Origin of the sequence: Paracoccus alkenifer (assembly GCF_900108405.1) — a bacterium.
Classification (GTDB): domain Bacteria; phylum Pseudomonadota; class Alphaproteobacteria; order Rhodobacterales; family Rhodobacteraceae; genus Paracoccus; species Paracoccus alkenifer.
In genome coordinates this window covers 160,780-186,376 of sequence record NZ_FNXG01000004.1, presented here as the reverse complement: position 1 = coordinate 186,376, position 25,597 = coordinate 160,780, and the positions used below count along the sequence as shown (strand labels likewise).

Below are 25,597 nucleotides of genomic sequence, written 5' to 3'. Positions count from 1 at the left end.
ATGCCGGAATTTCCAAGCCCTGCGAGCCTGCGCCAGCAGATCAAGCTGCGATGGATGCGCTGGCGGCTGCTGGCCCGCGCCTTTCGCAGCCGCCGCGACCTGAGCGTGGTGGTGGAGCCCGGCCACACTCTGGGGCGCGATGCGATTCTGGCCTTTGCCGTGGTGCGCAACGAATCCGAGCGGCTGGCGCATTGGCTGGATCACCACCGCCGGCTGGGGGTGGCGCGGTTTCATGTGGTGGACAACGGCAGCGACGACGGCAGCGCGGAATTTCTGGCGGCGCAGCCCGATGTCGCGCTGTGGACCACGCAGGCCAGCTATCGCGGCTCGCGCTTCGGGCGGGACTGGACGAACTGGCTGCTGACCCGGCACGGTGCCGGGCATTGGTGCCTGACGCTGGATGCCGACGAGCTGCTGACCTTTCCCCACGATGACCGCGCCGATCTGCATGATCTGGTGGCCGAGCTGGACCGCCGGCAGGCCCCGGCGCTGGGGGCGCTGATGGTCGATCTTTACCCCCGCGGCCCGCTGTGCCCCGACCCGATGCCCGAGGCAGGGCAGGCACTGCAGCGGCTGGAATGGTTCGACGCGGGAAATTACCGCACCCGGATCATGGCGCCGGTGCGCAACCGCTGGGTGCAGGGTGGGGTGCGCGACCGCGCGTTCTTTGCCGACCGCCCCCGACGTGCGCCCACGCTGAACAAGCTGCCGCTGATGCGCTGGCGGCGGGGCTATGCCTATGTCAACTCGACCCATTCCGCCCTGCCGCCGCGGCTGAACGACGCCTGGGACGGCCCCGGCGACCCGCGGCTGTCGGGCACGCTTCTGCACACCAAGTTCCTGCCGACGATCATCCGGAAATCCCGCAGCGAGCGCAGCCGCGACCAGCATTTCAGCGATCCCGCAGCCTATCGGCATTATTACGACGCGGTGATCGCGAACCCGGATCTGTGGCACCCGCAGTCCCGGCGGCTCGATGGCTGGAAGAGCCTTGCCGAGGCCGGAATCATGTCGCCCGGCGGCTGGAACGGTCCGGGCTGAAACGTCGCGCCTCTCTCTCGAACCGAAATGTCGCAGCGCCGGGAAAACGCCGCGCATTTTCCCTATCCTGTTGATTATCGGCGGCGGCTAAAATAATTTAGTCATTATCTGATTGGCCTCCGAAACCCGGCAAGAGACGCGTCGTGCGAAGAACCCGTTTGGCAATGCTGGTCCGGCTGCGGGCACAGAGGCAGTATTATCTGCTGCGCGGGTTGGCCCGAAGCTGGCGGCTGGCGTCCGTCCGGGACCGCACGGGGCAGATCCGGGGCCGCGACATCCTCGTCTTTGTGACTCTGCGCAACGAACGGCCGCGGCTGCCGTGGTTTCTGGATTATTACCGGCGTCTGGGGGCAAGGCATTTCCTGATCGTGGACAATGCCAGCACCGACGGCAGCCGCGAATATCTGGCGGGGCAGCCGGATGTGTCGCTGTGGACCACCGCCGACAGCTATCGCACCGCGCGCTTCGGCATGGACTGGATGAACCACCTGCTGCGGCTTTATGGCAGCGGCCATTGGTGCCTGACCGTCGATCCTGACGAATTTCTGGTCTATCCACATTGCGACAGCCGCCCGCTGCCGGCGCTGACGGACTGGCTGGATGCCTCGGGGCGGCGGTCGTTTCCCTCGATGCTGCTGGACATGTATCCCCGCGGCGCCATCGACGATCAGCCCTGTCGCGAGGGCCAGAACCCGTTCGAGGTCGCGCCGTGGTTCGACCCTGCGAATTACGCGATCCGCAAGAACCGCTTTTATCGCAACCTGTGGATTCAGGGCGGCCCCCGCGCCCGCGTGTTCTTTGCCGACGATCCGCAGGGCGCGCCGGCGCTGAACAAGATCCCGCTGGTCCGGTGGCAGCCGCGCTATGCCTATGTCAGCTCGACCCATATGCTGCTGCCGCGCTCGCTGAACGTGGTTTACGACGAAAACGGCGGCGAGATGGCCTCGGGGGTGCTGCTGCACGCCAAGTTCCTGCCCGGCCTGGCTGAAAAATCACGCGAAGAGCTTGCCCGCCGCCAGCATTACGCCGACAGTCAGGAATATCGGGCCTATCATCAGGGCGTGCAGAACCGCATCGAGCTGTGGTGCGAGCAATCGCAGCGTTTTTCCGGGTGGCAACAGCTTGAGCGTCTGGGCCTGATTTCGCGCGGGAACTGGGCATGAACCGACCCGCTGCGGGGGAATTCGCGCTGGCGCCCGTGGCTGTGCCCGGCCTTGCAAGCGTGACAGGCGGCGGGGCGGCGCCGGTGTCGGGTGCGCGGGTGGGCATCGTCATGCTGTGCCACGACAATCTGGATCTGGCCGCGCGGATGGCGCGGCTGTGGACGGACGGCGGCGCGGTGGTGGCCATCCATGTGGATCGCAGCGCGCCCGCCGGCGATGTTGCGCAGATGCAACAGGTCTTGGCCGGCCTGCCCGTCGTGTTCACCCGCCGCCGGACCTGCAACTGGGGCACGTTCAGCCTGGTGGCGGCCACGCTGGACGCGGCAGCAAGCCTGCTGGCGCGCTGGCCCGACGTCTCGCATGTCATGCTGGTGTCGGGGGCCTGCCTGCCGCTGCGCCCTGTGGCCGAGCTGCAACATTTCCTGTCCAGCCACCCCGGCACCGATTTCATCGAAAGCGTCAGCGTCGTGGACGTGGGCTGGACCGTCGGCGGGCTGAACGAGGAACGATTCACCCTGCGGTTTCCCTTTGCCTATCGCCGCCACCGCAAGCTTTTCGATCGCTGGGTGCGGTTGCAGCGGCGGCTGGGGATCACCCGCACCCCGCCGCTGGGGGTGGCGCCGCATATCGGTTCGCAATGGTGGTGCCTGACGCGGCGGACCTTGCAGGCGATACTGGACGACCCCCGCCGGCGCGAATTCGACCGCTATTTCCGGCAGGTATGGATTCCCGACGAAAGCTATTTCCAGACGCTGGTGCGCCGCCATTCCGCCCGGATCGAAAGCCGGTCGCTGACGCTGGCCAAGTTCGACGGGCAGGGCAAACCCTATATCTTTTACGACGACCACCTCGGGCTGCTCGAACGGTCCCGGGTGTTCGTCGCGCGCAAGATCTGGCCGGGGGCTTCGGCGCTTTACGCAAGCTTTCCGCGCCCCGCGGGACATCTGGCCGAGCCCGATTCCGAACGGGTCGAGGCGGTTCTGGACCGCGCCGCCGCAAGGCATCGCCGGGGCCGCGCAGGGCTTTACATGCAAAGCCGCTTTCCCCGAAAGGACGCCGAGGGGCGCAAGACCTCGCAGCCGTATGTCGTGCTGCATGGGGTGGGCGATCTGTTCCTTGACCTGCCGCAGGCCGCATCGGCGGCCATCGGCGGGGTTGTCCACGGCCATATCCTGGCCCGGAACGAGGTCGAATTCGCCGCAGCTGCGCCGGTCGGCCCCGGCGCGCTGTCCAGCAATTCCGGGCTGCGCGACATCGACCCGCGCGGGTTTCTGTCGGCGCTGATCCGTTCCTCACCGGCATTGCCCGCATTCCTGCATTCGCCGCGCGACCGCCAGCATCTGAACTGGTTCATGGTCACCGATCCCAATGCGCGGCTGCTGGTGGTGACGGGGGCGTGGATGGTGCCGCTGCTGCGGTCCGAGATGCCGTTCGACGACACGCGCCGCATGGCCGCGATTCTGCACCGGTCCGAGCGGCGGTTTCTGGACGCGCTCGATTCGGTCTGGGTCAAGGCGCGCGTCCGCCGCTGGACCCTGGACGAGGCATTGGCGCGCCCCGATGAAATCTGGGAGGCTGTCTGTTCGACGCTGCGGCCGGATGACCCCCCGCCCGACGCCGTGCTGCCGGCGCTGCATGACCACAGCGGGCTGGGTCGGCTGATCCGTCGCCTGCGCAACGCCGGGCTCAAGCCGCATTGATGCCGGCCTGTTTCACACCGACCGGCCACGACGGCCAAGGGGTTTTCCGATGACCGTGTTTCGCAGCTTCGTGATCTTTGCCGGGATGCGCACCGGCTCGAACCTGCTTGAGGCGACGCTGAACGCCCATGACATCGCCTGTTTCGGCGAGGCGTATAACCCCTATTTCATGGGCTGGCCCGATCAGGAAACACTTTACGACATGACGCTGGCCCAGCGAGAGGCCGATCCCGTCTCTCTGTGGCAAAACATGGTAAACGCCCGCAAGGTCAAGGGCTTTCGCTATTTTCACGACCACGACCCGCGCATGTTCGAGCCGCTGATGGACGATCCCACTTGTGCCAAGATCGTGCTGACCCGCAACCCGGTGGACAGCTGGGTCTCGACCCGGCTGGCCTATGCGACCAACCAGTGGAAGCTGAACGAGACCGAGACCCCTATTCCCGCGCAGGTGGAATTCGACGCCGGCAGCTTTCGCGAAAACCTGGCCGAGACGCAGGGTTTTCTGGATCGCATCCAGCACGCGCTGCAAATCCGGGGGCAGTCGGCGTTCTGGCTGAATTACGACGATCTGCGCGACGCCGGGGTGATGACCGGGCTGTTGCACTGGCTGGGCCGCACCGATCTGGAGCGGGTCGAGTCGGCGCAGGATCAGGTGCCGCAGAACCCTCGGGAAATGGCTGACAAGGTGACGAATTTCGCCGCCATGCAGGACGAGATCGTGGCCCTGGACCCGTTCCAGCTGCATCGCATTCCCGGTTTCGAGCCGCGCCGCGGGCCGGCGGTGCCGTCGTTCCTGACGACTGATGCCGGGCGGGGGCTGCTGTTCATGCCCATCCGCGGCGGCCCCACCGCCACCGTCCGGGGCTGGCTGGAAGATCTGGGCCGGGTCGAGGGCGAGCCGACCCGCAACGCGCTGCGGCATTGGAAACGCGCCCATCCCGGACACCGCAGCCTGACCGTGCTGCGCCACCCGCTGCCCCGCGCATGGGCGGCGTTCCAGGCGATGCTCTCGGCCCGCAACCCTCAGCTGCGCGACACGCTGCGCCGCGTCCACGGCATCGCGCTGCCGCCCGAGGATGCGCTGGACGCCGTGACCGAGGCCGAAAAACTGCCGCTGTTCGTGGCTTTTCTGGATTTCCTGCGGCGCAATCTGAACGGGCAGACCGGGCTTGCCACCCATCCCGGCTGGGCCACGCAGGCGCAGGTGCTGGTCGGTTTTGCCGAATTCGGCGCCCCCGACCTGGTCGCGCGCGAGGATCGGATGGCGGCGGATCTGGGGTATCTCGCCCGTTCCGCCGGGATCGAAAGCGACGGCCCCGCGCCCGAGCCAGTGCCGGAATGCCTGGACGACCCCGCCCTGCGCCGCGCCGCGAAAGCCGCCTATCTGCGCGATTACGTGGCTTTTGGTTTTCCCGACCGAACCTGACGCGGCTGCTTAGCGCGGCGTGCCGGCCCTTTGGGCGCGGTTGATGCCCAGTTGCCGCTCGCGCAGGATGATCGCCACCCCTGCGGCGATGATCACCGCCGCCCCGGCCAGCATCCGCCCCGAGGTCGGCTCGGCAAAGACGAACCAGCCGATCGCCATCGCCAGCAGCATCGAGGCATAGTCGAACGGCGCCACCAGCGAGGCATCGGCAAAGCGATAGGACGAGGTCAGCATGACCTGCGCCGCGCCGCCCATGAACCCGGCGGCCACCAGCAGCGCGGCCGTGCCCGCATCCGGCATCACCCAGCCAAAGGGCAGCGTCACCAGCGACAGCACGGTCGAGGTGACAAGGAACCAGAACGCCACCGCCGAGGGTTTTTCCGTCACCACCATCCGGCTGATGAAGATCTGCGCCAGCGCCCCGAAGCTCGCCCCGGTCAGCGTCAGCATCGCGCCGAGTGTCTGCGCGCCGGATGCCTCGCCGACCCCCACCGACAACTGCGGCGACAGCACGATCAGCACCCCGACCAGCCCCAGCGCCACCATGCCCAGCCGGAAGATGCCGACGCGTTCGTCCAGGAACATCGCGGCAAAGATCACGATCATCAGCGGCATGGCATAGCCAAGCGCCGTCGCCTCGGGAAAGGGCAGCAGCCCCAGCCCGCCGAAAATACAGCCCATCGAGATGGTGCCGATGATGCCGCGCAGCGCATGGCTCATGGGGTTGCGGGTGCGCAGCCCGGTGGCCAGATCGCCCCGCCACGCCAGCCACGCCAGAATCAGCGGCACCCCGAACAGCGAGCGAAAGAACATCTGCTCGCCGGGCGGCACCGACACCGCAGTGGCCTTGAGAATCGCGGCCATGCCGGTGAACAGCACCACGCTGCCCAGCTTCAGCAGAATGCCCATGGTCGGGTTCTTCACGCCAGCCGCCCCAGTGCCCAGGCGGCGGCATCGGCGACCGCAGGGTCGGGGTCGTCCAGGCGCGCCGCCGCCAGCGGGCGCAGCGCCGGGTCGCCGCTGTTGCCGATTGCATACAGCACGTTGCGCACCATGCGGTCGCGCCCGATGCGCTTGATCGGGCTGCCGGAAAACCGGGCGCGGAATGCGGCGTCGTCCAGCGCCGCAAGCTCCGCCAAGGGTGGCGCGCGATGGGGTCCGTGATAGCGCATCTCGCGCGCCTCGGCCGCGAATTTGTTCCACGGACAGGCCGCCAGACAGTCGTCGCAGCCATAGATGCGGTTGCCCAGCAGCGGGCGCAATTCCTCGTCCACCGGCCCTTTGTGCTCGATGGTCAGATAGGAAATGCAGCGCCGCGCATCCAGTTGGAACGGCGCGGGGAATGCGTCGGTGGGGCAGGCGTCCAGACAGGCGCGGCAGGATCCGCAGCGGTCGGGCTCAGCCGGATCGGGGGGCAGGGGCAGAGTGGTGAAAATCGCCCCCAGAAAGAACCAGCTGCCCAGCTCGCGGCTGACCAGATTGGTGTGCTTGCCCTGCCAGCCCAGCCCCGCGGCCTGCGCCAAGGGCTTTTCCATCACCGGGGCGGTGTCCACGAACACCTTGATCTCGCCGCCCGCCTGCTCGATCAGCCAGCGGCCCACGCGCTTCAGCCGCGATTTCACGATGTCGTGGTAATCCTTGCCCTGCGCATAGACGCTGATTGCGCCGCGATCGCGCTGCGCCAGATCCTCGCGCGGGTCGTGGGGGGGCGTATAGGTCTCGGCCAGCATCACCACGGCGCGGGCCTCGGGCCACAACGCATCGGGGGCGCCGCGCCAGTGCATCCGTTCTTCCATCCAGCCCATCTGCCCGTGCCGGCCCTGCGCCACATATTCCGCCAGCCGCGCCGCCGCCTGCGGGATCGCATCGGGGGTGGTCACGCGCACCGCCGAAAACCCCTCGTCCAACGCGCGGGCGGCCAGTTCCTTCTTCATCACCCAAATATCCCGGGGGGAGGCCGCAGGCCGGGGGGCAGCGCCCCCCTTTTCAGAAATCGAGTTCGGCATAATGCGGCGCCGGCGCCAGCCCCGACACCTGATCGGCCAGCACGCTGCGAAAGGCCGGGCGCGATTTCACCGTCGCATACCAATCCTTGAGCGAGTTCGAGCGGTCCCAGTCCACGTCCGAGATGTAGTCGAGACAGGACAGATGCGCCGCCGCCGTGAAATCGGCCAGCGTCAGCGCGTTGCCGGCCAGCCATTTCCGTTCGTCCAGCAGCGAGCCGAGATAGTCGATATGTTCCTTGACCGCCCGCAGCCCCGACTTGACCAGCCGCGAATCAGGATAGCCGGCCTTCATCACCTTTTTCCATACCCGCTCGGACAGGATCGGCCGCGTCACCTCTTCGTTGAACTTGTCGTCGAACCAGGCGCACAGCCGGCGCACCTCGTGCCGGCCGGCGGGGGTGTCGGGCATCAGGGCCGGGTTCGGATGGGTCTCGTCCAGATATTCGACGATCGCCTGACTTTCCGACCACAGCCGCCCGTCCATCCGCAGCACCGGGATCTTGCCGGCGGGGTTACGGCGCAGGATCTCGGACCCCGCTTCCCACCAGCGTTCCTCGACCAGCTCGACGTCGATGCGTTTTTCGCCCAGCACCAACCGCACCTTGCGGCAATAGGGCGACAGGGGAATATGATAAAGGCGAGGGGTCGAGGGCGTGTTCATCGGCCGGAATGACTGCTTCTTGGGGATAGGGGGTTCATACGCGCGCCGGTTGCGTGTTTCAACTGCACGCGGTTGCGCGCGGTCCCGTGCCGGTCAGTCGCGCTCGAAACAGGCGGCGCGCCCGTCGCGGCGGATGGTCGCGGCCCCGTCGGCTATGGCGCGCGCGCGCCTGCTGCCGGTCTGCGCGGTCCGGGTCTTGGGCCCCGGCAGCACCGAGGCCAGCGCCGCCGCCTGCCGTGCGCTCAGCGCGTCGGGGGTGGTGCCGAAATGATGCTCGGCGGCCGCGTGGATGCCGAACACCCCCGGCCCGAACTCGGCCACGTTCAGATAGACCTCGATGATGCGACGCTTGCTCCAGACCGCCTCGATCATCGGGGTATACAAGGTTTCCAGCGCCTTGCGGCCCCAGCTGCGCCCCTGCCACAGATAGACGTTCTTGGCGGTCTGCTGGGTCAGGGTCGAGGCCCCGCGCCGTTCCCCCCGCGCGATCACCCGGCGGATCTCGGTCATGTCGAAACCCCAGTGCAGGCAGAAATTGGCGTCCTCGGCCGCGACGACCGAGCGCAGCATCACCGGCGCGATGTCGGCCGCGCGGGTCCATTTGCGCGGCACGCTGGTGCCCTCGGCCAGGATCGTCCAGGTGGTCGGCGGGTTCAGGAACCAGCCAAACAGCACCACCAGCGCCAGCATCAGCGCCAGCACCCGCAGCCCCAGCCAGCGCGAAAGCCGCCAGACCGGCGCCAGCGCGGCGCGGCGCAGCGACCGCCAGCCCCGGCTGACGGCGGCAGCCCAGGCTCCGCGCCGCGCCCGCCGGGCGGGGGGCCGCGGCGGCACGGGCAACGCATCCGGGGGCGGCGCGCCGGGAAAGGGGTCCGGTGACGTCATGGCCTGCGTGGTGTCACGCCATTGCGGCCTGCGTCAAGGAAACCTTGCCCGGCGCGGTTTTTCCGCTTGCGGCTAGGGGATTTCGGGCGGCACTGGATGCTGCCCCGCCACCGTCGCCGCACCAGCGGCCGCCCCGCCCGGCGGGCCATCCTGCGTCAGCCGCCCGCCGGTCCCGGCCAGCGCCGCGCGCAGGCGGGCCTCGTCCACGTCCGACAGCGAGGTCTGGATCACCCGCGCCCCGGCGTATTGCTCCAGCCGCGGCAACAGCTTGTCCAGGTTGACGTTCGAGGCGAGGATGAACACCGCCGCCGCGCCCTCGGGCACGGTCTTGCCGATCTCGCGGATGAAATCGTCGTTGATCCCGTAATCCGTGGCGCTGCCCGCCAGCGCCCCCGAGGCCGCCCCGATCGCCGCCCCCGCCAGCGGCGCCAGGAACAACAGCCCGATCAGCCCGCCCCAGAACGTGCCGGTCAGCGCGCCGGTGGTGGTCATGTTCAGCGCCTGATGCAGCTGGTATTCCCCGGCCGAGGGGCGGGTGACGACCACTGCGTCCTCAAGCCTCAGCAGATATTCCTTTTGCGCGGCGCCCAGATCCTTGCGCAGCGCGAACGCATCTTCCTCGGTATCGAAACCGACGACGATCAACTGGGACATGGCAACCTCCGGGGCCTGTGGATGCCCGCACAACGCCGCGGATGCCGCCGGGGTTCACCCGCTGCGACCACATGCCGATTGGGGTTTTCCCTAGCTGGACGGGCGGCGCCGCAGTTGGAACCATATGCCTTGCCGACACTTGAGGTCCGGCCAAAGCAAGCGAGTATCCAGATGAGAAATTTCCACGCCCCCCTGACCGCCGTCCCGCTTGTGCTTGCATTTTCCGCCGCTGTGCTGGGGCAGACCGCCCCCGCCGAAATCGACCTGCGCGACTGGCCCGTCCCGGATATCGAGACGCTGGGCGACGATGATTTCGGCCGCGCCGTGCGCTACGGCCACCGGCTGGCGACCGAAACCCACGCCGTGATCGGCCCCGAGGTCGCCGACGAATCCATGCGCTATGCCGGCAACAACCTTGCCTGCACCAGCTGCCACCAGGACGAGGCGACCAAACCCTATGCGATGCCATGGACCGGCGTGACGGCGGTGTTTCCGCAATACCGGGCGCGCGAAAACGACCTCCAGACGGTCGAGGACCGGATCAACGGCTGCATGGAACGCTCGATGGCGGGCCGGCCGCTGCCGCTCGACAGCGCCGAAATGCGCGGGATTTCCGCCTATATCGGCTTTCTGTCCACCGGGATCCCGGTCGGGGCCAGGCTGATCGGCGGCGGCACCATCCCCGATCCCGCCCCCGACCGCGCCGCCGACCCGGCCGCCGGCAGGCTGGTGTATGAGGAACACTGCGCAGCCTGCCACGGTGACAATGGCGAAGGGATGCGGGACGGCGATGTGGGCGATCTGGCCGGCTATCTCTATCCGCCGGTCTATGGCGACGACAGCTACAACGACGGCGCGGGGATGTATCGGATGGTAATGGCCTATCGCTTCATCCTTGCGAACATGCCCGAAGGCGCGGATCATCAGGATCGCGTCCTGACCCCGGACGAGGCTTACGACGTCGCCGCCTATATCAACACCCAGCCGCGCCAGCAGAAACCGGGCATGGAAAACGACTTTCCCGACCGGCTGCGCAAGGCGGTGGACATGCCCTTTGCCCCCTGGGCCGGCGACTTCCCGGCCGAGCAGCACAAGTTCGGCCCCTTCAAGCCCATCGCCGAATGGCAGGCCGCCGAACTGAAAAAGCGGCAAGAGGCCGAGCGCGGGGCGCAGTGACCCCCAAAGGGGCGCCACCGCGCGCCCCTTTTGCCCCTCTAGGATTTCTTTCTGGCCCAAATACCCTGGGGGAAGCCGGCCCCGGCCGGCGAGGGGGCAAAGCCCCCACGCCCCTTCAGCCCCGGGCCGCATCCTCTCGGTGCAAGGCGACCAGCAGCGCCAGCTCGGCCACCGAACCGGCCTGCATCTTGTCCATCAGCGCGGCCCGATAGACCTCGATGGTCTTGATCGACAGGTCCAGCTCATGGGCGATGACCTTGTTGGCCTTGCCCTCCAGCACCCGCTCCAGCACCTCGCGCTCGCGGCGGTTCAGCCGGGCCAGCCGCTCGGCCACGCCCCGGCGCCTTGCGTCGCGGTCCAGCCAGTCGCGCGACACGCCGGCCGCCGCCTCGACCGTATCCAGCAGATGCTGTTCGCGGAAAGGCTTTTCGATGAAATCATAGGCCCCGGTCTTGAGCGCCTCGACCGCCATGCGGACATCGCCGTGGCCGGTGATGATGACCACGGGCAGCGGATAGCCGCGTTCGCCCAGCAGGCGCAGCAGCGCCAGCCCGCCCATGCCCGGCATCCGGCAATCCAGCACCAGCGCACCGGGCCGGGTGGGGCCGTGCGCGGGCAGGTCGGCCAGAAACGCCTCGGCGCTGTCCCAGCTTTGCGATTCCAGCCCGGCCGAGGCGAACAGGAATTGCAGGGACCGGCGCAGCCCCTCGTCGTCGTCCACGATCAGGATCAGCGGCTCTGCGGTCATTCTGCCTCCTTGGGGGCTGTTGCCGCGGGCAGCGAGAAATGCATCGCCAGCCCGTCCGGCTGCGGCTCGGCCCATAACTGCCCGCCGTGGCTTTCGGCGATGGTCCGGCAGATCGGCAGCCCCAGCCCCAATCCGCGTTCCTTGGTGGTATGGAACGCGTCAAAGATATGTGTCGCGTCCTGGGGCGACAGGCCGCTGCCGTGGTCGCGCAGCGTCATCGTCACCATGTCGCCGTCGATGGCGGTGCTCAGCCGGACCTCGCCACCCTGCGGCGCGTCCTCGGATGCGTCCAGCGCGTTTTGCAGCAGGTTCAGCAGCACCTGCTCGATCTCGACCCTGTCCCCCATCACCGGCGGCAGTGCGGGCGCGGGATCGAAACGCAGCGCGATCCCGCGCCGTCCGGCCGCGGCGCCGAACAGCGACAGCGGCCCGCGCGCCACCTCGTTGAGATCCAGCGCCTCGCGCTGCGGCTCGCGCCGGCGCAGAAAGCTGCGGATGCGGCGGATGATCGCGCCGGCGCGGTCGGCCTGCCCGGCGATGCCGCGCACCCCGTCGCGCAGAAACACCGGGTCCGGCTGCCCGCGGTCAAGGGCGCGGGTCAGCCCCTCGGCATAGTTGGTGATCGCGCCCAGCGGCTGGTTCAGCTCATGCGCGATGGACGAGGCCATCTCGCCCAGGATTCCCAGCCGCGCATACTGGTCGCGTTCCTCGCGGTGCTGGCGGGCCTCGGCCTCGGCGCGGCTGCGCTCGGCCATCTCGCGGGTCAGCTCGGCGGTGCGGCGGCGCACCAGCACCTCGACGCGGGCGGAATGGATCGCCCACCACAGCACGGCCAGCGCGAAACCCGCGAACCAGTGCCAATGGGCGCGCAGGTAATCAACCAGCCGGCGATGGGGCATGTCCGCAAAGGCGCCCAGCCGCAGTTCACGAAACAGCTCTTGCACGGCGCCATAGTCGTGGGGCACGGCCCAGCGCCGCCCCTCGGCCGCGGGCATGGTCAGCAGGGCAACCGCAACCTGTCGCGCCAGATCGGCGTCGACGGCGGGCAGCCGCGCAAAGGGCCAGTCCGGATACAGGCGCGAGGACAGCCGGCAGGGCAGGTCGCCCGCGTCGCGTTCCGCCACCACGGCGAATTCGCCCTCGGCCACCAGCCCGCTGGCGATCAGCGATTCCAGCAGGCAGGCGCGTAGCACCCCGGCATCGGCGTGGCCCGCGCGCAGCGCCTCGATCACGTTGGTCATGGGAAAGCCGGTCTCGACCAGCGGTCCCCGCGGCGGCGCGGCCGCGTCCAGCATCTCGCGCAGGGCGACCTGCCAGCCGCCAAAGGCGTCGCGGGCCGTGACGGCGATGCGCAGCCCCGCCAGGTCCGGCCACCCCTGCGGATGCCCAGGCCGTGCGGGGGTGATCACGGTCGAGCCGACGCGCCCGCTGGTGTCTGCGCCGTCCAGCCGCTCGATCGTGGCGATCCGGGTGACGCCCAGCCGCGACCCCAGCGCGACGTAATGCCCGGGGTTGGTGATCAGGAAATCCACCGCCCCGGTCGCGGCGGCCTGCGACAGCGCGTCCAGCGCCAGGGGCACCAGCACGAAATCCAGCCCCGGCAGCGCGTGGTTCAGATGGGCGATGGTCGGCGCGAATTCGCGCGTCGCGTCGGATTCGCCCTGCACCGCCAGCACGCCCACGCGGATCTGGGCCACCGCCTGCGGGGCGGACAGCGCCGCACAGGCAAGCGCAAGCCAGAGAATGACGAATCGCGGAAAGCCGAACATGAGCGCAGGAAGCAATCGCCGACGCGAAAGGCAACAGCAGCCCCGGCAACGCCGCCCCGGCCCCTTGAAACGCGGAACGCCGGAAAGCGATGCTTTCCGGCGTTCCAGACGATGGTGCCCAGGAGAAGACTCGAACTTCCACGCCTTGCGGCACACGGACCTGAACCGTGCGCGTCTACCAATTCCGCCACCTGGGCCGGTGTCGTGAGCGGGGGATGTAGAGCCAGCCGCCGGTGGTGTCAACGCCCTGCGGCGCTGCAAGGCAGAAATTTTTCGCCGCCGTCCCCAAGCCGTCCCCAGGCCGTCCCCGGCGGCGCAATGGCGCAGGGTTGCGGCTGCGCTTGATGCCCCGGCGGCGGTTCGCTATCACGCTTGCGGGCGCAGTTTCCGCGCCGGCACCCCGGAGGGCGAGGCATGGCAAGGCTGGTCACCATCTATGGCGGTTCGGGCTTTCTGGGCCGGCAGGTTGCACGGGTCATGGCCGCCGACGGCTGGCGGGTCCGCGTCGCGGTGCGCCGCCCCAACCAGGCCGGCATCGTGCGCACCTATGGCCATGTCGGGCAGGTCGAGCCGGTATTCTGCAACATCCGCGACGATCTGTCGGTGACGGCGGCGATGGCGGATGCCGATGCGGTGATCAACTGCGTGGGCATCATGCGCCGGCAGGGCCGCAACACCTTTGACGCCGTGCATGTCGAGGCCGCGGGCCGCATCGCCCGCATCTCGGCCGCGCGCGGGGTGGGGCGTTTCGTCCATGTCTCGGCGCTGGGTGCCGATCCCGGGTCGCGCAGCCGCTATGCGGTCTCAAAGGCGGCGGGCGAGACCTCGGTGCTGGAACACCGCCCTGACGCGGTGATCCTGCGGCCCTCGGTGATGTTCGGGCCGGACGATGTGCTGTTCAACCGGCTGGGCGCGATGATGCGTTTCGGGCCGATCGTGCTGCTGCCCGCGCCGCGTGCGGCGTTGCAGCCGGTCTATGTCGAGGATGTGGCCCGCGCCGCCGCCAAGGGCGCCACGGGCGAGGCCGCGCCCGGCATCTATGAGCTGGGCGGCCCCGACGTGATGACCATGCGTGACATCGCGCAGCTTGTGGCCCGGACCACCGGCCGCCGCCGCGCCTTTGTCGGGCTGCCCGGCTTCGTGTCCGGGCTGCTGGGGTTCTCCTTTGACGCGGTGCAGGCGGTCAGCGGCGGCCTGATCTCGAACCGCGTGCTGACCCGCGATCAGGCCCTTTTCCTGCGCAGCCCCAACCAGGTGGCCCAAGGCGCGCCGGGGCTGGCCGAACTGGGCATCGCCCCCACGGCGGTCGAGGCGGTGGTTCCCGAATATCTGTGGCGTTTCCGGAAATCGGGGCAATATGACGCCATCAAGGCTTCGGCAAAGAACCTGCGCCAAGAGTGATGCAGGACGACACGATCGTTGCCGCCCTGCTGGGGCTGCTGGAGGGGTTGACCGAGTTCATCCCCGTGTCCTCGACCGGACATCTGCTGCTTGCGGGGCATTTTCTGGGCTTTGACAGCCCCGGCCGCGCATTCGAGGTGCTGATCCAGCTGGGCGCGATCCTGGCGATTCTGGGCGTCTATGCCGGGCGGCTGTGGCGGATCTTTTCCGCCGCTCCGCATGACCCGCGCGCCCGGCGTTTCATCGGTGCGGTGCTGCTGGCGTTCCTGCCGGCCGCGGTCATCGGCGCGCTGGCCCACGGGATCATCAAGCGGGTGCTGTTCGAGACCCCGGTGCTGATCGCGGTCATGCTGATTCTGGGCGGCTTTGTGCTGCTGCTGGTCGACCGCATCGCCACCCGTCCCCGCTATGCCGATGCCGAGGATCTGCCGCTTTCTGCCGCCGTGGTCATTGGCTTTGCGCAGTGCCTCGCGATGATTCCCGGGGTTTCCCGGTCCGGCGCCACCATCGTGGGCGCGCTGCTGATGGGCGCCAGCAAGCGCGCGGCGGCCGAGTTCAGCTTTTTCCTGTCGATGCCGACGATGGCGGGCGCCTTTGCCTATGATCTTTACAAGACCCGGGCGGCGCTGGATGCGGCGGCGCTGGTCAATGTCGCCGTCGGGTTCGTCTGCGCCTTTGTCGCGGGCGTTCTGGTGGTGCGCTGGCTGCTGAACTATGTCTCGGCCCACGGCTACGGGCTGTTTGCGTGGTGGCGCATCCTGGTGGGCACGCTGGCGCTGGCCGGGCTGTGGCTGGTCGGTTGATCCGATTGCCGCAGGCCCCGTCGCAGGGCTAAGCTGGGCCGCAAGGGGGAACCATGCGCGATTCACTCGCAATCCGGGCCGGGGTGCTGGCGGCTGCGGCCGCCCTGCTGCCCGCGGCGGCTGCCCTGTCCGCCGAGTTCCGCCCGCCCGCCGGCTGCACGCTGGAACTGACCGTCCAGCAGCGATCCTGCACCGTGGCCCAGCACTATCGCTGCGAATCCGATGCGCCGGGCGATCAGCATGTGGTCTATTTCGACCGGGAAGGCGCAGTCTATCATTCCCGCATCGACGTCGAAACCCGCTGGATGGAAAGCACCGATCTGGCCAACGGAATCACCGACCGGCTGGTCCCCGAGGCGCGTGATCACGCCAGCCTGTCCGGCTTGCTGCAAACCGGCCGGGACGATTTCGATTTCTGGACCGTCTCGGACAGCGGCGAGCGTCTGCGCCATATCGGGCATGACGAGCTGACCGGCCGGGTCGAGATCGACGGCGAGCAGCTGGACACCACGCGGTTCCAGCTGCGCAGCTTTGCCGAAACCGGCGAGCTTCTGATCGAGCGCAGCGGCACGCAATTCGTCAGCCGCGAGTTCGGCCGGTTTTTCGGCGGGGTTGAGCGCTCTGGCGACTGGCAGGGCCAGACCGTGGACAGCGACGACAGCCCCATGCGCTTTGTCCGGCCGGGCGAGCGGGGCTTTGGCTCGATCCGCCCGGAATATGACTGCGACGTGCAGATGGTCGGGCTGGGTGCAGGTCTTGCGCGCTAGCCGCGCCGCCGTTTCCGGCGTTTCCCGCCGTGTCGCGTTGCGAACGCCGGCGCGGTCGCGGATAGTCGCGGGGAAAACCGGGGGACGGGTGCAATGCTGGTAATGGTTCGACCGCGGACGATCTGGGCGCTTGCCGGGGTCGCGTTGCTGATGGTCCTGATCTACCGCGTCGGCCATATGCTGGTGCCCTTTGTGCTGGGCACGGCGCTGGCCTATTTCCTGAACCCGCTGGCCGACCGGCTGCAACGGCTGGGCCTGTCCCGGGCATGGGTGGTGGCCATCATCGCGCTGGTGGGGCTGTCGGGGCTGATCGCCGCGTCGCTGTGGCTGCTGCCGGCCCTGATCGGCCAGGTCCGCCAGGCGGTCGAGGCGCTGCCGCGCACCGTCCGCTCGGGCTTTGACCTGCTGACGCTGCGTTTCCCCGAGCTGATGGAGGACGGCAGCTTCCTGCGCCAGATCATGACCGATTTCACCGAGCGGCTGCGGCTGATGGCGCTGTCGCTGGTCGGGGGCACGGTCAATACCGTGCTTAGCGCCGTGGGCACGGTGGTGTTCATCATCGCGACGCTGACCGTGTCGATCTATCTGCTTTACGACTGGAACCGCATCGTCAGCGGGGTGAACCGCCGCCTGCCACCCGAACACGCGCCGCTGATCCGCCGTCTCGCGCGCGATATCGACGGGGTGATGACCGGGTTTGTGCGCGGGCAGGTGATCGTGGGGGCGCTGCTGGCGACGTTCTATTCCACGGTGCTGATGGCGCTGGGGCTGAATTACGCGCTGCTGATCGGGCTGCTGTCGGGGGTCTTGAACTTCATCCCCTATCTGGGCTCGTCCTCGGGGTTCGTGCTGGCGACGGGGGTGGCGCTGGTGCAATACTGGGGCGACTGGTGGTATGTGGCGCTGATCTCGTTTGTCTTTGTCGCGGCCCAGGTGGTCGAGGGCAATGTCGTCACCCCCCGCATCGTCGGCGATTCGGTCAAGCTGCACCCGGTGCTGTTGCTGCTGGCGCTGGCGGTGGGGGGCAAGCTGTTCGGCTTTGCCGGGCTGCTGCTGGGGGTGCCGGTGGCCGCTGCGGGGGGCGTGGTGGTGCGCTATTTCGACGCCGAATACCGCGCCCGCATCCGCCGCCGCCGTTCGCCCCAGACCGGACAGCCGCGCCCGGACTAGGCTGCGCCCCGCCCATGCGCCCGCCCCGTGCGCCCGCGGCGCGATCCCGCCGGGGGGCGGCAGGTGCGGGAACATCCGCCCCGGTCCCGCGTTTTTCGCACTGATTCCCCCATTGTGCGAAAGGCCGTGCCATGTCCGGCAAGCAAAAGGATAAGACCGAACCCGTCATCCCCCCGCACCGCTCGGGCGCGATCGAGGATCCGCGCCTGCCGCTGAACCCCTATTCCGACGACCAGCAGCCCTGGCCCGGGCTGGTGGAAAAGATGCAGCCGCCCCCCGACCACGGTGAGCAAAGCTACAAGGGCCGCGACCGGCTGACTGGCAAGCGCGCCCTGATCACCGGCGGCGACAGCGGGATCGGCCGCGCCGCCGCCATCGCCTTTGCCCGCGAGGGCTGCGATGTCGCGATCTGCTATCATCCCGACGAGCAATCCGACGCCGACCGCGTGATCGCGCTGATCGAGGCCGAGGGCCGCACCGCCGTCGCCCTGCCCGCCGACATCCGCGACGAACATGCCGCCCGCAAGGTGGTGGACGATGCGCGGCGCCAGCTGGGCGGGATCGAGGTGCTGGTGCTGAACGCCGGTCGCCAGCAGGCGCAGGATTCCATCGCCGACATCACCTCGGAAGCGTTCGACGCGACGATGAAAACGAATATCTATGCGCCGTTCTGGATGGCGCAGCAGGCGCTGCCGCATCTGCAAAAAGGCGCCTCGATCATCGTCACCGCCTCGGTCAATTCCTACGCGCCGTCCGGGGATCTGCTGGATTATGCGATGACCAAGGCCGCGGACAAGGCGTTTGCGCAGGCGCTGGCCAAGCAACTGGCGCCCCGGGGCATCCGCGTGAATGCGGTGGCGCCGGGGCCGTTCTGGACCGCCCTTCAGGTCAGCGGCGGCCAGCCCAGGGACGCGCTGAAGGATTTCGGCGCCGATACGCCGCTGGGCCGCGCCGGGCAGCCGGTCGAGCTTGCCCCGATCTATGTGCTGCTGGCCAGCGACGAGGCCAGCTATATCACCGGCGAGGTCTATGCCGCGACCGGCGGCAGCGGCACCGGCTGACGCCCTTTTGCCGCTGCGGTTGACGGGGGCGGCGGGGCCGGGCATTCCCCGTGGCGACAGCCTTGGGGACCAGCGCATATGACCATCCATCTTCACCGCCACGACCTGCCCGAGGGGCTGGATCTGGGGCCGGTCGTCGCCATCGACACCGAAACCATGGGGCTGGACCCGCGCCGCGACCGGCTGTGTCTGGTGCAGATGAGCAGCGGCGACGGCAACGCGCATCTGGTGCAGATCGCGCCGGGCCAGCGCGATGCGCCCAATCTGGTGCGGATGCTGGCCGATCCCGCCACGCTGAAACTGTTCCATTTCGGGCGCTTTGACATCGCGGCGCTGGAAAACGCGTTCGGGGTCGTCACTGCCCCGGTCTGGTGCACCAAGATCGCGTCCAAGATGGTGCGCACCTTTACCGACCGGCACGGGCTGAAATACTTGCTGGCCGATCTGGTCGGGGTCGATATTTCCAAGCAGCAGCAGACCAGCGACTGGGGCGCGGCCGAGCTGTCGCCGGCGCAGCTGGAATATGCGGCGTCCGACGTTCTGCACCTGCACGCGCTCAAGGCCGAGCTGGAACAGCGGCTTGCGCGCGAGGGGCGCGCCGATCTTGCGCAGGCGTGTTTCGATTTCCTGCCGACCCGCGCGCATCTGGATCTGCTGGGCTGGGGCGATGACAATGACATCTTTCATCACTAGGTCGGGCGCATGAGCGAATATGTCGATACCGCCCGCAGGGTGATCCGCACCGAGGCGCAGGGGCTGGCCGCGCTGGAAACCGCGCTGGACAACGGGCTGGCGCAGCCGTTTCAGGACGCAGTGCGGCTGATCCTGCAAGCCACCGGCCGGGTGGTGGTGTCCGGCATGGGCAAATCCGGCCATGTCGGGCGCAAGATCGCCGCGACGTTCGCCTCGACCGGGACGCCCGCGCAGTTCGTCCACCCGGCCGAGGCCAGCCACGGCGATCTGGGCATGGTGACGAAAACCGACGTGGCGCTGGTGCTGTCGAACAGCGGCGAGACCCCCGAGATCGCCGATATCGTCGCCCATACCCGCCGTTTCGCCATCCCGCTGATCGGCATCGCCGGGCGCGAAGGCTCGACCCTGCTGCGCCAGTCCGACGTGGCGCTGCTGCTGCCGCAGGCGCTTGAGGCCTGCGGGACCGGGATCGTGCCCACCACCTCGACCACCATGACGCTGGCGCTGGGCGATGCGCTGGCGGTGGCGCTGATGGAACACCGCCGCTTTACCCCCGAACATTTCCGCACCTTTCACCCCGGCGGCAAGCTGGGGGCGAGGCTGGCGCGGGTGCAGGATCTTATGCACGACGACATGCCGCTGGTGGGCATGGATGCGCCTATGACCGACACGCTGCTGGAAATCACCCGCAAGGGCTTTGGCGTCACGGGGGTCACGGACGACGCCGGCCGGCTGGTCGGAATCATCACCGACGGCGACCTGCGCCGCCACATGCAGGGGCTGCTCGACCGCCGCGCCGGCGAGGTGATGACCCGCAACCCCCGCTCGATCCTGCCCGAGGCGCTGGCCGAATCGGCGCTGGCCGAGATGCAGGGCAGCAAGATCACCAGCCTGTTCGCGGTGCGTGACGGTGTGCCGCAGGGGATCCTGCATATCCATGACTGCCTGCGGGCGGGCATGGTCTAGGGCGGGGCCGGGATGTTGCGCACCCGCGTGGTCAGGCTGCTGCGCGTCGCGCTGCCGCTGTCGGCGCTGGCGCTGCTGTCGGTGCTGTTCCTGCTGGGCCGCAGCTCTGACACGGTCGAGCCGGCGATCCCCTATGCCGAGGGCACCCCCGAGGATCTGGGCCGCAGCCCCGGCATCGGCGCCCCCGAATACACCACCGTGACCCCGGACGGCGCCAGCGTCACCCTGCGTGCGGCCCGTGCGGCGCTGGGGAACGGCGGCAGCGGCAACAGCGGCACCGCCAGCGCGCTGGTGCTGGACTGGCGCGCCCGCGACGGGCTGATGATCGAGCTGACCTCGCCCCTTGCGCAGACGCAGGACACCATCATTCGGCTTGAGGGCGGGGTGCGGATGGCGCTGTCATCGGGCTGGGTGATGCGCGGCCCCAGTTTTCAGGCCGACACCGCCGCCGACACCCTGCGCGCCGATGAAACCGTTCACGTCACCGCCCCGTTTGGCGAGCTTGAGGCCGGGACGATGCTGATCCACCCTTCCGACACCGGACAGGTTCTGGAATTGAACGAAGGCGTGCGCCTGCTATACCGCCCATGATGCCTGTGCCCCCGCTGCCCCAAACCGGCCCGCAAAACCGGCCGCGACACAAGGAGCCGACGATGCTACGAGTCCTGACCCTTGCCGGCCTGCTGGCGCTGGGTGGTGCTGCGCCGGGACTGGCGCAGACCGTCGCCTTTGGCGGGATGCGGGCCGATACCTCGGCCCCGGTCGAGGTCACGGCCGATTCCCTGCGGGTCGTTCAGGCCACGGGCGAGGCCGTGTTCACCGGCAATGTGCTGATCGGGCAGGGCGACATGCGCCTGTCTGCCGCGACCGTCACCGTGATCTACGGCGAGGGCGGGCAGCAGCGGATCAAGGCGCTGGATGCCTCGGGCGGGGTGACGCTGGTCAGCGGCGAGGACGCGGCCGAGGCGGCGCAAGCGGTCTATGATGTCGACTCGGGGCAGGTGGTGCTGACGGGTGACGCGATCGTGACCCGCGGTGACAGCGTGCTGGCCGGCGACCGCATCGAGGTGAACCTGAGGGACGGCACCGCCGCCGTGTCCGGCCGGGTGCGCAGCGTCCTGCAACCGGGGCAGCAGTGATGTCAGGCACCGATCACGCCGCCGCCACCGCGGCCCCGGCCTCCACCCCGGCCCCGGCCTCACCCCCGGCCCCCGACCCGGCCCCCGACCCCGACCCCTCGCGCGGATTGTGGATCGAGGGGCTGCGCAAATCCTACAGCAACCGGCTGGTCCTGCGCGACGTGTCGCTGCGGCTGGACCGGGGCGAGGTGGTGGCGCTGCTGGGGCCGAACGGCTCGGGGAAAACCACCTGTTTCTATTGCGTGGCCGGGCTGGTGATGCCCGACGCCGGGCGGATCAGCATCGATGGCCGCGATGTCAGCGCCCTGCCGATGTTTCGCCGCGCGCAGCTGGGCATCGGCTATCTGCCGCAGGAAATGTCGATCTTTCGCGGGCTGGATGTCGAACAGAACATCATGGCGGTGCTGGAAGTCACCGACAAGCGCCGCCACAAGCAGCGCGATCGGCTGGAGGAACTGCTGGGCGATTTCTCGATCGGCCATCTGCGCCACGCGCCCGCCATGGCGCTGTCGGGGGGCGAGCGGCGGCGGGTGGAAATCGCGCGCTGTCTGGCGGCGAATCCGTCGTTTCTGCTGCTGGACGAACCCTTTGCGGGCGTCGATCCCATCGCGCTGGCCGATATCCGCGTGCTGGTGCAGGATCTCAAGTCGCGCGGCATTGGCGTGCTGATCACCGACCACAACGTCCGCGCCACGCTGGGCATCGTGGACCGCGCCTATATCCTGCACGACGGCACCGTGCTGATGTCGGGCACCACCGATGAAATCATCGCCGATGAGCGGGTGCGCGAGGTGTATCTGGGCGATACCTTCACCGCCGCCTGACGGCCCGCACGGGTTCGCCTCGATCCCGCCCCGGCCCCGCCCCGGTCCCGGCTTCGCAGCGCCGTGATGCCGCAATGCGGCAATTTTCCGCCGAGATTGACAGTGCCGGGAAGCTGTCACCAAATGACTCTCAGGGGTCTGCGACGGACCCTGTTGCCGGTTCAGGCCCATGGCGGCGGAACCGGGCTTTCGGAAAGGTAAGGAACCATGCGTTATCAGATCAGTGGAAAACAGATCGACGTCGGCGAGGCGCTTCAGACGCACGTGCGCACCGAACTGGGCGAGACCTTTGAAAAATATGCCCAGCGACCGACCGACTCCACGGTGATCTTTTCGCGCGACGCCCATTATTTCATCTGCGATACGGTGGTGCATCTGGCGACCGGCCTGACCGTGCAGGCCAAGGGGCAGGCTTCCGACAACATCTATGCGGCGTTCGAGAAATGCCGCGAAAAGATGGACAAGCAGCTGCGCCGCTACAAGCGCCGGCTCAAGGACCACCACAAGGACCGGACCTCGCCGGTTGAATACGGCGCGGCGTCCAGCTATGTGCTGGCGGCCGACGAGGATGAATGGGAATCGCAGGACGATGCCGGTCTTCAGCCCATCATCGTGGCCGAGATGGAAACCCGCGTGCCGACGCTATCGGTCGGTGACGCAGTCATGCAGATGGAGCTTGCGGGGGTAGCGATGCTGGTCTTCCGCAACGAGAAACATGGGGGTGTCAATGTGGTCCACCGCCGCGACGACGGCAATGTGGGCTGGATCGACCCCCGCAACCTGAGCTGACGCCGCAGGCGTCGAACACCCGGGGCCGGAGGTGCTGCGCCACCCTCCGGCCTTTGGCTGCGGCAATGACGGGCTAGGACAGCAAAATGCGGATCAGCGAGATTCTTTCCCCGGCGGCCGTGCGCTCGCAGGCGCAGGTCAGCTCTAAAAAGCGGCTTTTCCACGATCTGGCCGAGATGGCGGCGCAGGCTTACGGGCTGGATGCGGCGGCGACGCTGGATGCGTTGCAGGAACGCGAAAGCCTGGGCGCGACCGGCGTCGGGCACGGGGTGGCGCTGCCCCATGCGCGGATTCCGGGGCTGGAAAAGGTCGCCGGGCTGTTTTTGCGGCTGGACAAGCCGATGGATTTCGACGCGGTGGACCGCCAGCCCGTCGATCTGGTGTTCGCGCTGCTGGCCCCCGACAGCCCGGGGGTTGAACATCTCAAGGCGCTGGCGCTGGTCAGCCGCACCCTGCGCGACGCCGATATGCGCGCCAAGCTGCGCGCCAACGACGACCCGGTGGCGCTGCACGCGGTGCTGGCGGCGGCGCAGGAAACCTCGGCGGCCTGAGGGGGTCGGGAGCTTAGCGCGCCCCCGCCACGTCGATGATGGCGCCGCTGGTATAGCTGGCCTCGTCCGACAGCAGCCAGACCACGGCCGCCGCGACCTCTTCGGCGCGGCCGGCGCGGCCCAGCGGCAGCTTGGGGCCGGCAAGCGCCACCCGATCCGGCTCGCCCCCGTCGGCGTGGATGTCGGTGTCGATGATGCCGGGGCGCACCCCGTTCACCCGGATGCGGCGCGGCGCCAATTCCTGCGCCAGCCCGATGGTCAGCGTGTCGATCGCGCCCTTGGTCGCGGCATAATCGACGTATTTCCCCGCAGATCCCAGCCGCGCCGCGGCCGAGGACATCAGCACCACCCGACCCCCGTCCGGCAGCCGCCGCGCCGCCTCGCGCGCGCAATACAGCGCCCCGGTCAGGTTGACGCGGACCATGCGCTCGATCCGGTCCGGCGTCATCTGGGCCAGCGGCATCACCGGCGCGACGATCCCCGCGTTGACCACCACCCCGTCCAGCCCGCCCATCGCCGCGGTTGCCGCATCGAACAGCGCCGCCACCTGCGCGGGGTCGGAAATATCCGCGGCATGGGCGCTGGACCGCCCCCCGGCCGCCTTGATCGCGGCCAGGGTTTCGGCCGCCGCAGCCGCGTCGCCGCGATACCCCAGGGCCGTGGTCCAGCCCCGCGCCGCGCAGGACAATGCGGTGGCGCGGCCGATGCCGCGGGTGCCGCCGGTGATCAGGATGCGCATGGTCGATACCCCTCAAAGGTGATGTTGCGGGCGATGCGGCGCGCGGCGGTTTCGGCCGCGGCGGAACGGATGGTCCAGCACAGCACGGGAACCCCGCGCCGCGCCAGCGCCAGCACCGCCGGATTGTCCAGATCCTTGCAGTCGTGCGAGATGAAACAGGCGCCCACCGTGTCGAACCCCTCAAGCCGCGCCAGCGCCGCCCGCCGCGCCGCGGCGATCCGTGGCCAGCCCGTGATACCAAAGCCGCAGCTGGTCAGCCCCGCCGCCAGCCCCGGCCGCGCCATCGCCGCCACCATATGCGGGTTGAAGCTCATCACCGCGACCGGATGCCCCTGCGCGGCATGGGCGGCCGCGATCCTTGCGACAAGGTCCGGCAGAGCGCCGATGTCAGGCCCCAGCGTGTCGTCCGGATCCTTGACCTCGATCAGCACCGGCACGCGGCCGGCGACCAGCGCCAGAACCTCGTCCAGCGTCGGGATGCCGTGGGCGGTGCCCAGCAGGCGGCAGGCGGCGGCATCAGCCACGCCCAGGCTGCTGACCGGCGCGTCGATCCCCGCCATCCGCCGCAACCCGGCGTCGTGAAACACCAGCGGCGTGCCGTCGCGCGCCGGCTGCACGTCCAGTTCAATCCCGTAGCCCGAGGCGATCGCCGCCCGGAACGCCGGCAGCGAGTTTTCCGGCACCCCCGGCCCGTGCAGGCCGCGATGCGCCAGCGGGCGGGTCAGGAAATCAGGGTGCAGCATGGGCGCGCCAATATGGCCACCGCAGGACCGGGGGCCAGCCCCCGGCCACTGCCGTGGCCTTCCTCGCTGAAAACGGTCCACCGGACCGTTTTTCCGTGCGCTCGGAAGCCCGGGATATTTTCACATGGAAGAATCAGCCTCACGCGATCTCAAAGATCGCCTCGACCTCGACCGCGACGCCGCGGGGCAGGGCGGCGGCGCTGACTGCGGCGCGGGCGTGGCGGCCGGCGTCGCCGAACACCTCGACCATCAGGTCCGAGCAGCCGTTCACCACCTCGGGCTGGTCGGTGAAATCGGGGGTCGAATTGACAAAGCCGGTCAGCTTCACCACCCGCGCGATCCGGTCCAGCGACCCCAGCGCCGCCCGCGCCTGCGCGATCAGCGCAAGCCCGCAGGCCCGCGCCGCCGCGGCACCTGCGGCCGCGTCCATATCCTCGCCCAGCCGGCCGCGAATCAGCCCCTCGGGGCCGGCGGCGATCTGGCCGGACACGAACAGCAGCTTGCCGCTTTGCACATAGGGCACATAATTCGCCGCCGGGGCGGGGGCGTCGGGCAGGGTGATGCCAAGCTGGGCGATGCGGGCGTCGAACGACATGGGTTCCTCCGGGATTTCGTCGCGCGCAGGCTAGCGGGCGACGCGGCGCTTGACCATGCCCCCTTCGGGCGGTTCCCAAATATCCCGGGGGGAGGCGCTTGCGCCGTGGGGGGCAGCGCCCCCC

27 protein-coding genes and 1 tRNA gene are annotated in these 25,597 nt (G+C 68.9%); 17 read left to right on the top strand and 11 right to left on the bottom strand.

Going from position 1 to position 25,597, the window contains the following annotated elements:
- The 4 genes from BLW83_RS11360 to BLW83_RS11345 all read left to right on the top strand — a co-directional run bounded on the left by BLW83_RS11360 (position 1) and on the right by BLW83_RS11345 (position 5,333).
- A complete protein-coding gene (locus BLW83_RS11360; RefSeq protein ID WP_090848343.1) occupies positions 1–1,041 on the top strand; it encodes a glycosyltransferase family 2 protein in 1,041 nt (346 codons plus the stop codon).
- 164 nt (positions 1,042–1,205) lie between these two features.
- A complete protein-coding gene (locus BLW83_RS11355; RefSeq protein WP_090848342.1) occupies positions 1,206–2,204 on the top strand; it encodes a glycosyltransferase family 2 protein in 999 nt (332 codons plus the stop codon).
- Complete coding sequence (locus BLW83_RS11350; protein WP_090848341.1) at positions 2,201–3,904, top strand: DUF5927 domain-containing protein; 1,704 nt, start codon at positions 2,201–2,203, stop codon at positions 3,902–3,904. Before BLW83_RS11355 ends, BLW83_RS11350 begins: the two co-directional genes overlap by 4 nt.
- Positions 3,905–3,953: 49 nt before the next feature.
- Positions 3,954–5,333: a hypothetical protein gene (locus tag BLW83_RS11345; protein ID WP_090848340.1), complete on the top strand. Its 1,380-nt coding sequence runs from the start codon at positions 3,954–3,956 to the stop codon at positions 5,331–5,333.
- Positions 5,334–5,342: 9 nt separating this feature from the next.
- On the opposite strand, the gene BLW83_RS11340 is transcribed toward BLW83_RS11345, so the two are convergent.
- The 5 genes from BLW83_RS11340 to BLW83_RS11320 all read right to left on the bottom strand — a co-directional run bounded on the left by BLW83_RS11340 (position 5,343) and on the right by BLW83_RS11320 (position 9,539).
- Positions 5,343–6,242 (bottom strand): DMT family transporter, encoded by a 900-nt coding sequence (locus BLW83_RS11340; protein WP_090848339.1) that lies wholly within the window; start codon positions 6,240–6,242, stop codon positions 5,343–5,345.
- A gap of 11 nt (positions 6,243–6,253) precedes the next feature.
- Positions 6,254–7,267 (bottom strand): tRNA epoxyqueuosine(34) reductase QueG, encoded by a 1,014-nt coding sequence (gene queG / locus BLW83_RS11335; RefSeq protein WP_090848338.1) that lies wholly within the window; start codon positions 7,265–7,267, stop codon positions 6,254–6,256.
- Between the two features lie 52 nt (positions 7,268–7,319).
- Positions 7,320–8,000, bottom strand: a complete 681-nt coding sequence (gene fzlA / locus BLW83_RS11330; RefSeq protein ID WP_090848337.1) for an FtsZ-binding protein FzlA — start codon at positions 7,998–8,000, stop codon at positions 7,320–7,322.
- A gap of 93 nt (positions 8,001–8,093) precedes the next feature.
- Positions 8,094–8,885, bottom strand: coding sequence for a biosynthetic peptidoglycan transglycosylase (locus BLW83_RS11325; RefSeq protein WP_090848336.1), 792 nt, complete (start codon positions 8,883–8,885; stop codon positions 8,094–8,096).
- 72 nt (positions 8,886–8,957) lie between these two features.
- On the bottom strand, positions 8,958–9,539 hold the full coding sequence (locus BLW83_RS11320) for a DUF1269 domain-containing protein (protein ID WP_090848335.1): 582 nt from the start codon (positions 9,537–9,539) through the stop codon (positions 8,958–8,960).
- Positions 9,540–9,710: 171 nt separating this feature from the next.
- Between BLW83_RS11320 and BLW83_RS11315 the strand changes: the two genes are divergently transcribed.
- Positions 9,711–10,715: a c-type cytochrome gene (locus BLW83_RS11315; RefSeq protein ID WP_090848334.1), complete on the top strand. Its 1,005-nt coding sequence runs from the start codon at positions 9,711–9,713 to the stop codon at positions 10,713–10,715.
- Between the two features lie 115 nt (positions 10,716–10,830).
- Here the strand turns inward: BLW83_RS11315 and BLW83_RS11310 are convergent, their stop codons facing one another.
- From BLW83_RS11310 to BLW83_RS11300, 3 genes are all read right to left on the bottom strand, one after another.
- Positions 10,831–11,463: a response regulator transcription factor gene (locus BLW83_RS11310; RefSeq protein WP_090848333.1), complete on the bottom strand. Its 633-nt coding sequence runs from the start codon at positions 11,461–11,463 to the stop codon at positions 10,831–10,833.
- Complete coding sequence (locus BLW83_RS11305; protein ID WP_090848332.1) at positions 11,460–13,232, bottom strand: sensor histidine kinase; 1,773 nt, start codon at positions 13,230–13,232, stop codon at positions 11,460–11,462. Before BLW83_RS11305 ends, BLW83_RS11310 begins: the two co-directional genes overlap by 4 nt.
- A gap of 112 nt (positions 13,233–13,344) precedes the next feature.
- Positions 13,345–13,429: transfer RNA gene (locus BLW83_RS11300), tRNA-Leu, on the bottom strand.
- Positions 13,430–13,646: 217 nt separating this feature from the next.
- On the opposite strand from BLW83_RS11300, the gene BLW83_RS11295 reads away from it, so the two are divergent.
- From BLW83_RS11295 to BLW83_RS11240, 12 genes are all read left to right on the top strand, one after another.
- Positions 13,647–14,633 (top strand): complex I NDUFA9 subunit family protein, encoded by a 987-nt coding sequence (locus BLW83_RS11295; protein WP_090848331.1) that lies wholly within the window; start codon positions 13,647–13,649, stop codon positions 14,631–14,633.
- Positions 14,633–15,436, top strand: a complete 804-nt coding sequence (locus BLW83_RS11290; protein ID WP_090848330.1) for an undecaprenyl-diphosphate phosphatase — start codon at positions 14,633–14,635, stop codon at positions 15,434–15,436. The genes BLW83_RS11295 and BLW83_RS11290 overlap by 1 nt, the downstream gene beginning before the upstream one ends.
- Before the next feature lie 53 nt (positions 15,437–15,489).
- Complete coding sequence (locus BLW83_RS11285; protein ID WP_090848329.1) at positions 15,490–16,203, top strand: hypothetical protein; 714 nt, start codon at positions 15,490–15,492, stop codon at positions 16,201–16,203.
- Between the two features lie 93 nt (positions 16,204–16,296).
- Positions 16,297–17,373 carry an AI-2E family transporter gene (locus BLW83_RS11280; RefSeq protein WP_090848328.1) on the top strand — a complete coding sequence of 359 codons (1,077 nt, stop codon included), beginning with the start codon at positions 16,297–16,299 and terminating at the stop codon, positions 17,371–17,373.
- 131 nt (positions 17,374–17,504) lie between these two features.
- Entirely contained in the window at positions 17,505–18,434 is a 930-nt protein-coding gene (locus BLW83_RS11275; protein ID WP_090848327.1) for an SDR family oxidoreductase, read from the top strand.
- 78 nt (positions 18,435–18,512) lie between these two features.
- A complete protein-coding gene (locus tag BLW83_RS11270) occupies positions 18,513–19,127 on the top strand; it encodes a ribonuclease D (RefSeq protein WP_090848326.1) in 615 nt (204 codons plus the stop codon).
- A gap of 9 nt (positions 19,128–19,136) precedes the next feature.
- Complete coding sequence (locus tag BLW83_RS11265; RefSeq protein WP_090848325.1) at positions 19,137–20,093, top strand: KpsF/GutQ family sugar-phosphate isomerase; 957 nt, start codon at positions 19,137–19,139, stop codon at positions 20,091–20,093.
- A 12-nt stretch (positions 20,094–20,105) separates the two neighbouring features.
- Complete coding sequence (locus BLW83_RS11260) at positions 20,106–20,684, top strand: hypothetical protein (RefSeq protein ID WP_090848324.1); 579 nt, start codon at positions 20,106–20,108, stop codon at positions 20,682–20,684.
- A 62-nt stretch (positions 20,685–20,746) separates the two neighbouring features.
- Positions 20,747–21,232 carry a lipopolysaccharide transport periplasmic protein LptA gene (gene lptA, locus BLW83_RS11255; protein ID WP_090848497.1) on the top strand — a complete coding sequence of 162 codons (486 nt, stop codon included), beginning with the start codon at positions 20,747–20,749 and terminating at the stop codon, positions 21,230–21,232.
- Positions 21,232–22,056 carry an LPS export ABC transporter ATP-binding protein gene (gene lptB / locus BLW83_RS11250; RefSeq protein ID WP_090848323.1) on the top strand — a complete coding sequence of 275 codons (825 nt, stop codon included), beginning with the start codon at positions 21,232–21,234 and terminating at the stop codon, positions 22,054–22,056. Before lptA ends, lptB begins: the two co-directional genes overlap by 1 nt.
- 207 nt (positions 22,057–22,263) lie before the next feature.
- Complete coding sequence (hpf, locus tag BLW83_RS11245; protein WP_090848322.1) at positions 22,264–22,845, top strand: ribosome hibernation-promoting factor, HPF/YfiA family; 582 nt, start codon at positions 22,264–22,266, stop codon at positions 22,843–22,845.
- Between the two features lie 86 nt (positions 22,846–22,931).
- The gene (locus tag BLW83_RS11240) at positions 22,932–23,396 is read left to right on the top strand and encodes a PTS sugar transporter subunit IIA (RefSeq protein ID WP_073067951.1); all 465 of its coding nucleotides are present in this window, start codon (positions 22,932–22,934) and stop codon (positions 23,394–23,396) included.
- A gap of 13 nt (positions 23,397–23,409) precedes the next feature.
- On the opposite strand, the gene BLW83_RS11235 is transcribed toward BLW83_RS11240, so the two are convergent.
- From BLW83_RS11235 to BLW83_RS11225, 3 genes are all read right to left on the bottom strand, one after another.
- Positions 23,410–24,135, bottom strand: coding sequence for an SDR family oxidoreductase (locus BLW83_RS11235; protein WP_090848321.1), 726 nt, complete (start codon positions 24,133–24,135; stop codon positions 23,410–23,412).
- Positions 24,123–24,878, bottom strand: coding sequence for a glycerophosphodiester phosphodiesterase family protein (locus BLW83_RS11230; protein WP_090848320.1), 756 nt, complete (start codon positions 24,876–24,878; stop codon positions 24,123–24,125). The genes BLW83_RS11235 and BLW83_RS11230 overlap by 13 nt, the downstream gene beginning before the upstream one ends.
- A gap of 139 nt (positions 24,879–25,017) precedes the next feature.
- On the bottom strand, positions 25,018–25,473 hold the full coding sequence (locus BLW83_RS11225) for a RidA family protein (protein ID WP_090848319.1): 456 nt from the start codon (positions 25,471–25,473) through the stop codon (positions 25,018–25,020).
- Between the last annotated feature and the right edge of the window lie 124 nt (positions 25,474–25,597).

Coding starts and splice junctions, on each gene's coding strand:
- BLW83_RS11360 (WP_090848343.1), top strand. CDS start 1: ATGCCGGAATTTCCAAGCCCTGCGAGCCTGCGCCAGCAGATCAAGCTG.
- BLW83_RS11355 (WP_090848342.1), top strand. CDS start 1,206: ATGCTGGTCCGGCTGCGGGCACAGAGGCAGTATTATCTGCTGCGCGGG.
- BLW83_RS11350 (WP_090848341.1), top strand. CDS start 2,201: ATGAACCGACCCGCTGCGGGGGAATTCGCGCTGGCGCCCGTGGCTGTG.
- BLW83_RS11345 (WP_090848340.1), top strand. CDS start 3,954: ATGACCGTGTTTCGCAGCTTCGTGATCTTTGCCGGGATGCGCACCGGC.
- BLW83_RS11340 (WP_090848339.1), bottom strand. CDS start 6,242: ATGGGCATTCTGCTGAAGCTGGGCAGCGTGGTGCTGTTCACCGGCATG.
- queG (WP_090848338.1), bottom strand. CDS start 7,267: ATGAAGAAGGAACTGGCCGCCCGCGCGTTGGACGAGGGGTTTTCGGCG.
- fzlA (WP_090848337.1), bottom strand. CDS start 8,000: ATGAACACGCCCTCGACCCCTCGCCTTTATCATATTCCCCTGTCGCCC.
- BLW83_RS11325 (WP_090848336.1), bottom strand. CDS start 8,885: ATGACGTCACCGGACCCCTTTCCCGGCGCGCCGCCCCCGGATGCGTTG.
- BLW83_RS11320 (WP_090848335.1), bottom strand. CDS start 9,539: ATGTCCCAGTTGATCGTCGTCGGTTTCGATACCGAGGAAGATGCGTTC.
- BLW83_RS11315 (WP_090848334.1), top strand. CDS start 9,711: ATGAGAAATTTCCACGCCCCCCTGACCGCCGTCCCGCTTGTGCTTGCA.
- BLW83_RS11310 (WP_090848333.1), bottom strand. CDS start 11,463: ATGACCGCAGAGCCGCTGATCCTGATCGTGGACGACGACGAGGGGCTG.
- BLW83_RS11305 (WP_090848332.1), bottom strand. CDS start 13,232: ATGTTCGGCTTTCCGCGATTCGTCATTCTCTGGCTTGCGCTTGCCTGT.
- BLW83_RS11295 (WP_090848331.1), top strand. CDS start 13,647: ATGGCAAGGCTGGTCACCATCTATGGCGGTTCGGGCTTTCTGGGCCGG.
- BLW83_RS11290 (WP_090848330.1), top strand. CDS start 14,633: ATGCAGGACGACACGATCGTTGCCGCCCTGCTGGGGCTGCTGGAGGGG.
- BLW83_RS11285 (WP_090848329.1), top strand. CDS start 15,490: ATGCGCGATTCACTCGCAATCCGGGCCGGGGTGCTGGCGGCTGCGGCC.
- BLW83_RS11280 (WP_090848328.1), top strand. CDS start 16,297: ATGCTGGTAATGGTTCGACCGCGGACGATCTGGGCGCTTGCCGGGGTC.
- BLW83_RS11275 (WP_090848327.1), top strand. CDS start 17,505: ATGTCCGGCAAGCAAAAGGATAAGACCGAACCCGTCATCCCCCCGCAC.
- BLW83_RS11270 (WP_090848326.1), top strand. CDS start 18,513: ATGACCATCCATCTTCACCGCCACGACCTGCCCGAGGGGCTGGATCTG.
- BLW83_RS11265 (WP_090848325.1), top strand. CDS start 19,137: ATGAGCGAATATGTCGATACCGCCCGCAGGGTGATCCGCACCGAGGCG.
- BLW83_RS11260 (WP_090848324.1), top strand. CDS start 20,106: ATGTTGCGCACCCGCGTGGTCAGGCTGCTGCGCGTCGCGCTGCCGCTG.
- lptA (WP_090848497.1), top strand. CDS start 20,747: ATGCTACGAGTCCTGACCCTTGCCGGCCTGCTGGCGCTGGGTGGTGCT.
- lptB (WP_090848323.1), top strand. CDS start 21,232: ATGTCAGGCACCGATCACGCCGCCGCCACCGCGGCCCCGGCCTCCACC.
- hpf (WP_090848322.1), top strand. CDS start 22,264: ATGCGTTATCAGATCAGTGGAAAACAGATCGACGTCGGCGAGGCGCTT.
- BLW83_RS11240 (WP_073067951.1), top strand. CDS start 22,932: ATGCGGATCAGCGAGATTCTTTCCCCGGCGGCCGTGCGCTCGCAGGCG.
- BLW83_RS11235 (WP_090848321.1), bottom strand. CDS start 24,135: ATGCGCATCCTGATCACCGGCGGCACCCGCGGCATCGGCCGCGCCACC.
- BLW83_RS11230 (WP_090848320.1), bottom strand. CDS start 24,878: ATGCTGCACCCTGATTTCCTGACCCGCCCGCTGGCGCATCGCGGCCTG.
- BLW83_RS11225 (WP_090848319.1), bottom strand. CDS start 25,473: ATGTCGTTCGACGCCCGCATCGCCCAGCTTGGCATCACCCTGCCCGAC.